This window comes from Lapidilactobacillus luobeiensis (genome assembly GCF_024345205.1).
GTDB lineage: Bacteria > Bacillota > Bacilli > Lactobacillales > Lactobacillaceae > Lapidilactobacillus > Lapidilactobacillus luobeiensis.
Genome location: NZ_BROC01000019.1, coordinates 20873 through 27847 on the forward strand (window position 1 = coordinate 20873; position 6975 = coordinate 27847).

Sequence of the window (6975 nt, forward strand, 5' to 3'; positions counted from 1 at the left end):
GTGTTCTACATGCAACTGAGTGATTATAGTATTGAGGACCAAACACTTGCATATAATGAGTTAAAGCAAGATTGGCTTTTTGAAAAAATTTCAAGGAAAGAGATACCTAAGATATTGGCGCAGGCGCTTGAGAAGGGTGCCGTACCCGGCGAACGCTTTCAAAGGGTAGATATTCGTGAGGTTATCAATAAGGCTAATATTAGCGTTGAATTTTCTGATAAAAGTGGTTTATTTTTTAAAACGCGGTATCGTGCACAAATGGAACTATCAGATAAGAAGCGCCTGATTACAATTTATAATCAGTCTATTGAAGATTTTCATGCAATGATGCCAGATATCTCGATTGAAAAGATTATTCGCATTCATTTGGCACATGAGTACTTTCATTTTCTCGAACATGACGAGCAGAGTGCCATCAATGAAGAAGTTGGGCAAATCACTTATAGAGAAGGGCTTTTTAACCATCGTTCAACGATTGTAAAAGCCTCTGAAATCGGGGCTCACATGTTTGCCAAGACGACACTAGGATTATCTAACTTTCCAACATATTATGACTTTCAATACTTGGTTGCAAAAAAGAAAATGTCTCAGCCCGAATTGGATACCTATATGAATCAGTTACAAAGTGAACTTAGTGTAATAAAAAAAGAAAGCGAAGTGGGAATATGCATGCAGTAGTTGGGGAATTGCATTCAAGTTCGATGGTTCATCGATATGCTAACAACCCGGTATTGACAGCACAGCAAGTACCTTATGAATCATCTTTAGTATTTAATGCGGGTGTGATTAAGTATCAAGGCAAATATGTGATGGTTTTCCGAAATGATTATAATTATCTTGGTGGAACAAATTTTGGTGGCACGAATATTGGACTCGCGGAAAGTAATGATGGAATTAGTTGGAAAGTGCACGACAATCCGGTTTTTTCGTTGAAAACCGGAGAGATATCGCGTGCATACGACCCAAGACTAACTGTTATTGACGGTAAAGTTTATATGTGTTTTGCAGTTGATACAAAACATGGCATTCGTGGTGGGATTGCAAGCACAGATGATTTTGAACATTTTAATATTATTTCCCTTTCTGCTCCAGACAATCGCAATATGGTCCTATTTCCGGAAAAAATTAATGGAATGTTTACTCGGTTGGAACGCCCGTTCACTGTATATGGTCGTGGGGGCATTGATCGCTTTGATATTTGGAGCGCACAGTCACCAGATCTAAAATTCTGGGGAAATAATAATTTAGTACTCGGTGTTGAAGATGTACATTATGCTAATGATAAGATAGGACCTGCTGCACCACCAATCAAGACAAAATATGGATGGCTGACGATTTTTCACGCTGTTGACATTGATAAATCACGTGGAAAACATGGTTGGGAAGACACGTGGAAAAAAAGATATTGTGCTGGGTTGGCATTATTAGACTTAGATGACCCCAGTAAGGTAATCGGATTAGCCAAGGAGCCACTTTTGGCACCGGAAACAATTTATGAAATTAAGGATGGGTTCCGAACAAATGTTATTTTTCCAACTAGTATGATCTTGGAAAATTCAGGTGAAGTAAAAATATATTATGGCGCTTCTGATACTGTGGTTGCTTTAGCAACCGCGCAACTTGATGATTTGTTGAAGCTCGTATTGTAGTCGGAAGCTGGTAATATAAGATGGTTACTCAAAAATATGAACAATGGCGCCAATATTATGCTACAAATAATTTACCATTTCAGCCGGACCTTGATGCCTTCGATGGTTATTTAACTTTTGGTACTGGAGGAATTCGTGGTCTGATGGGAATTGGCACAAATCGCTTGAATGTACCAATTATTCGGCGCGTAACACTAGGATTGGCCGGTTATTTGAATCGTTTAACTGAACATCCAATTGTTGCAGTAAGTTATGATACACGGAATCATTCTCGGGAATTCGCAGAGGCCGCTGTTGCGCTGTTGGCTACCTATGGCATTCGTACTTATTTGGCTACGGAACCTGCACCAACACCAGAATTATCATTTGCAACACGGTACTATCATGCTACAGCTGGAATAATGATCACGGCTAGTCATAATCCCGCTACCTACAATGGTTATAAAATTTATGATAATAATGGTTGTCAATTGGTGCCTGAACTATCGGCTCAAATTGCACAGTCTATTTCGAATGTTGAAGATGAGTTATCGATTAAAACTATGTCATTTAGTACTGCATTGGCAAAAGGTATGGTGTCAGCTTGGACTCCTGCTCTGAGTGTAGCTTATCTTAAAAATGTTGGCGGCATTTTAAAACAACCAACGATTGATATTCGCCATGGTAATGAACTAAGTATAGTGTATACACCGCTTCATGGTACTGGGTTGAAGTTACTAAAAACCGCTTACACTCGATATGGTTTTTCCAATCTTGCCATAGTGAAAGAGCAAACTATATGTGATGGACGTTTTAATACAGTAAAGATTCCTAATCCTGAACACCCTGCTGCTTTCAAATTGGCTGTTGACTTGGCTAAACAACGTAACGCAGATCTTGCAATTGCAACGGATCCAGATGCTGATCGCCTAGGAGTTTTTGTCAAGAAGAACAAAGAATATTGCCCACTCAATGGGAATCAATTAGCGTTGATCTTTTTCGATTATTTGTTACGTAAGATCCCCGATTCGATGTTAAGGGGACGTTATGTTGTTAAGACTGTAGTTACTAGTGATCTAATTGCGCGAATGGCAGCTGATCACGGAATTACTTGCGTAGAGACTTTAACTGGATTTAAATATATCGGAAATGCAATTCAAAAGCGCGAGAATCAAAACTCCCATTTTATGTTCGGTTGTGAAGAAAGTTTTGGCTATCTATTTAGTGGTTTCGTTCGTGATAAAGATGCTGTACAAGCAGCGCTGATGGTTGCAGAAATAGCTCTGGATGCAAAACGTAGAGGGATGACACTGTTCGATTTGCTTAAGAATATTGAAACGAAGTATGGGAATGAATATACCGAGCTGTTATCTGTTGATTTAGCGAATCAGCGTGAATTGCCACAATTATTGAGTAAGTTTCAGCATATTGATTGGCATAATGCGGGAGTTACAGTTTCAGAGTATCGTGACTATAGCGATGGATTAACGCTTAATGGTGATCGATTACCAAAAGCAAATGTTTTTCAAGTGTTATTATCCGAAGGGGCCAAGGTGACATGCCGACCGAGTGGCACTGAACCAATATGTAAGTTTTATATTGACGCAAATAGTCAGGATTTAAAAGCAAGACTGATTAATCAGATTGAAACAATTGGAGGAGGCAGAATTGACTGATTATTCGAATTGGCAGGTTGATATGTTCGGGGATTCTATTGTGAAATATGACGGCCGCCCTCAACCAGATGGTACAATTGCTATTGGTTATGAAAGCTGGTTAAAGAAACTTCTTAATTTCCAAACAGTTAGAAATTTTGGATTATCGGGAGCTCCTTTTGCTAACAGAAAAACGGGTGACAGGGGTATTGGTGCACTGATTGAAACAGAATTCACGCCTAAAGATTTAGTAGTTATTGCTGCGGGTACAAATGATTATCGGTTAAATGTTCCGCTAGGTAGAATTGAGACTGTTGGAGCAACGTTTGATTGCTACACTACTATTGGCGCACTACAAGCCGCAATTGAAGCTATTTTAGTGCTTGAGCCTAGACAAAAAATAATACTGATTACGCCACTACAACGCAATCGAGTAGGTTACACGATTTATTCATCCAATCTGACAGGGTATCAATTAAGGCAGTATCGAAATGCAATTATTGAAGTTGGAGAATTATATGCATTGCCAGTCTGGGATGCATATACGTTGAGTGGTTTGAATATGATGACATTGAAGGAATATACGTTAGACGGATTACATCCAAATAATGCTGGTTTTGAACGTATTAGTAGAGGACTAGCGAAGTTCATTCAATGTAGCTATTAATGAGATACTACGTATTTACTCATACAATTTATATTTAATAAAAATTAATTAGCTTCGGCACAGAAAGGTTTTTTAATGCGGTGGTCATGAAGATTCATGCGAGAACAAAATATTTTAGACTTCGTTTTCAAGAAGATTATTACTAAGTATTTTTTGGTTTCCAGATATCGTCTATCAAAAGAGCAAAGTTAGAATTGATGTTTTTCACAATTATGACTACTTCATCATACTAAATACGCAAAAGAATCAGTAGCAGTCGCCAAAAACAACTGTCACTGATTCTTTTTCTGTGGTAATGATTATCGTGTTGATGGTATCAACCTGTTGTCCCCATCGTTAATCGGTGTTCAGGTCGGTACAAAAACAGTCGTGCTAGTTGCCACCGCAGCAATCGCCTAAGCGACTAAAGCAACCGCCTAGAGTTTCTTTTCAAAGCCTTCCATTGGGGCTAGGGTGTTCTGATAAGAGGCTTGGGCGGTTTCATCATCAGTAAAGTGCATCACACTGCGGAAGGCGGTGCGTAAATATTCTTGCATTGCCCCGGGGATCGCCAGTTCGTCCATGTCCAGCGCGCTGAAAGTCGTCCGAATACTTGCTGGTGTGTTGGTCGCCGCTTTTTGGACCCACTGTGGTTCGCGGAGCAATTCGCGTCCGATCGCCACAAAGTCAGCGCCATCATTGATCACGGCTTCCGCGTCTGCGGGTTGTTCCACCGAGCCAACGCCGATCAACGGGATGACGCCAGCGGTATGCGCCGCGAATTGCGACAGTAGGGTTTCGGTATTTTGCGGATCATTGAGGGAGGTCCGTTGGTAACTGCCCATGGATAGATGGAGATAATCAACTTTATCCTTGATTTGATCCACGAAATACAGCGAGTCGGCCAAGCGGATCCCCGGCGTTTCCAGCTCTTCTGGGGAAAGACGATAACCAACCACGAACGGTCGAGTGGCGTAACGCGCAACCACTGCTTGCACTTCCGCAATCACTGCTAGCGGAAATTGCAACCGCCGCTGCCGGGTGCCACCCCATTGATCGGTGCGTTGATTTGAATTCTCCGAATAAAATTGTTGCAACAAGTAAGTGTTGGCGCCATGGAGCTCCACGCCATCAAAGCCTGCCGCGATCGCCCGTCTGGTGGCCTGACCGAAATCGGCGATGATCTGCAGGATCTCCTCATGGGTCAAAGCGCGGGGTTCTTCTGAATTTGGCGGATAGGTCGCCGCGATCGCGCTGGCGCTGACCGGCTGTTCGCCGCGTAGGACTTGATGATTCGATTTGCGCCCAGCATGGAAAATTTGTAAAATCCCGCGGGTGCCTTCTTTTTTAATAGCAGTGGCTAATTTGGACAATCCGGGGATCATCTGATCGCTGGCGACGGACAATTCGCCTTCAAAGCCCTTGCCATTTTCGCTGACATTGGCGACGCCGGTCACGATCATCCCGGGACCACCAGCCCGCAAGGCATAATAAGCCACCTCGTCGGACGTCACCATTCCATTGTAAAAACTAGCCATGGTGGTCATCGGCGACATCACCACGCGATTCTTGACGGACAAACCATTCTTGAATTGATACTGCGAGAGAAACTTCATAATATTAAATCATCCTTTCCTAACAAACGTTCAAGCTGAATAAATTAACCATAGACGCTATTCTACATGTAACTTTTCTTAATGGAAGTACCGACTTTTTAGTAACCTAGTATCCCAAAAGTAACTTTTGTGTCAGCTCGCGGTAAAATGACCTAAACTTTTTTCAACTTTTTTAAAGGCGGCGAGAAAAGGTCAGTTTTTTCCGGTAAAGTTGGATTGTACTTTGCTGGCGAACATGCTACGATACTCAAACAATCAGTTGCGCGGAGCACGTTTCAAAAACAGAGTGTGGAGAGGTGCGGTTAGGCCGTGAGCATTAATTTATCTGATTGACTAAGCCGCGGAGCGGATTGGGCAAGCAGATACTTTAAGGCGCAGCGGTCTGCACCTCGCAGCACGTTTCAAAGATGTCCGCAGCTTGCGCGTGGCGTTGGCGGATGTGGTAGGGCTCCAGGTCGGGCTGGGGGTGGTGGAACGCTGCGGGCGTCACTTTGAGTTTTTCGGAAAACCACCGAAAATCTCAAAGCTGAGCCTTATTCTAAGCGGCAAAGCCGCCAAGAATAATATCGCGGCTGACTCACCCCCAGCCCGACCTTCCGCCAAATGAGCAAACAGACTACCAACGCCAGAGTACGAAACACAACGGGTTGACTTTGAGCATTAACCTAACTAGGATTTTGGAAGCGGGCTTCGCTTCCGGAAGCCTAGCGTAGTTAAGCGGAAAAGTCAGTTGTGTGCCGCACGTTTCAAAAATTGGACAGCGTCAGCTTGACGGAATTTGTTTGGAAAAGATTGAAAGGAAGCGGCTTGCTTGAAGAAAGTTTATCAGCTCGCGATCAGCGCGACTTTAGATGTAATTGGTGGGAAATGGAAACCACTGATTCTTTGTCATTTAGGCGGCGGCCCCTTGCGCACCGGCGAACTGCGTCGGAAGATCCCGAATATCACGCAGAAAATGTTGGTGCAACAGTTACGAGAACTTGAAGAAGACGGCATCATCAACCGCAAAGTTTATAATCAGGTCCCGCCAAAGGTTGAATATTCCCTGTCCGACGAGGGAAAAACCTTACGAGAAATCCTCGTCTCCATGTCCGAATGGGGCATTCGCCGCGTGGCCAAACTAAATGACGCCGGTGCCGAAATCGAAATCGAACACGAAGACTACTCCGGATTCCTGAGATATTAAAACAGAGTGCGGAGCCAACCCGGTCAGCTCCTGAGCATTAGCCTAGCAAGTGATTTGGAAGCGCACTTCACTTCCGAAACAATTGCGTAGCTAAGCGCAGGGAGCTGGGTCGGTGAGCACGTTTAAAAAACAGAGTGCGAACGAGTCGGGTTGCTTGTGAGCATTAACCTAGCAAGTGATTTGGAAGCGCACTTCACTTCCGAAACAATTGCGTAGCTAAGCGCAGGGAGCTGGGTCGGTGAGC

At 43.3% G+C, this 6975-nt stretch carries 6 protein-coding genes; 5 read left to right on the forward strand and 1 reads right to left on the reverse strand.

Annotated elements, in window-relative coordinates:
- The first annotated feature begins 9 nt into the window (after positions 1-9).
- The 4 genes from OCU21_RS07445 to OCU21_RS07460 are packed head-to-tail and all read left to right on the forward strand — an operon-like array spanning position 10 to position 3950.
- Positions 10-678 carry a hypothetical protein gene (locus tag OCU21_RS07445; protein WP_261806811.1) on the forward strand — a complete coding sequence of 223 codons (669 nt, stop codon included), beginning with the start codon at positions 10-12 and terminating at the stop codon, positions 676-678.
- Positions 666-1649 (forward strand): glycoside hydrolase family 130 protein, encoded by a 984-nt coding sequence (locus OCU21_RS07450; RefSeq protein WP_261806812.1) that lies wholly within the window; start codon positions 666-668, stop codon positions 1647-1649. The genes OCU21_RS07445 and OCU21_RS07450 overlap by 13 nt, the downstream gene beginning before the upstream one ends.
- A 20-nt stretch (positions 1650-1669) precedes the next feature.
- Positions 1670-3304, forward strand: a complete 1635-nt coding sequence (locus tag OCU21_RS07455; protein ID WP_261806813.1) for a phospho-sugar mutase — start codon at positions 1670-1672, stop codon at positions 3302-3304.
- A complete protein-coding gene (locus OCU21_RS07460; RefSeq protein ID WP_261806814.1) occupies positions 3297-3950 on the forward strand; it encodes an SGNH/GDSL hydrolase family protein in 654 nt (217 codons plus the stop codon). Before OCU21_RS07455 ends, OCU21_RS07460 begins: the two co-directional genes overlap by 8 nt.
- A gap of 416 nt (positions 3951-4366) precedes the next feature.
- Here the strand turns inward: OCU21_RS07460 and OCU21_RS07465 are convergent, their stop codons facing one another.
- Positions 4367-5545, reverse strand: coding sequence for an NADH-dependent flavin oxidoreductase (locus tag OCU21_RS07465; RefSeq protein ID WP_261806815.1), 1179 nt, complete (start codon positions 5543-5545; stop codon positions 4367-4369).
- Positions 5546-6356: 811 nt separating this feature from the next.
- Here OCU21_RS07465 and OCU21_RS07470 point away from each other — a divergent pair.
- Positions 6357-6731 carry a winged helix-turn-helix transcriptional regulator gene (locus OCU21_RS07470; RefSeq protein ID WP_261806816.1) on the forward strand — a complete coding sequence of 125 codons (375 nt, stop codon included), beginning with the start codon at positions 6357-6359 and terminating at the stop codon, positions 6729-6731.
- Positions 6732-6975 lie beyond the last annotated feature (244 nt).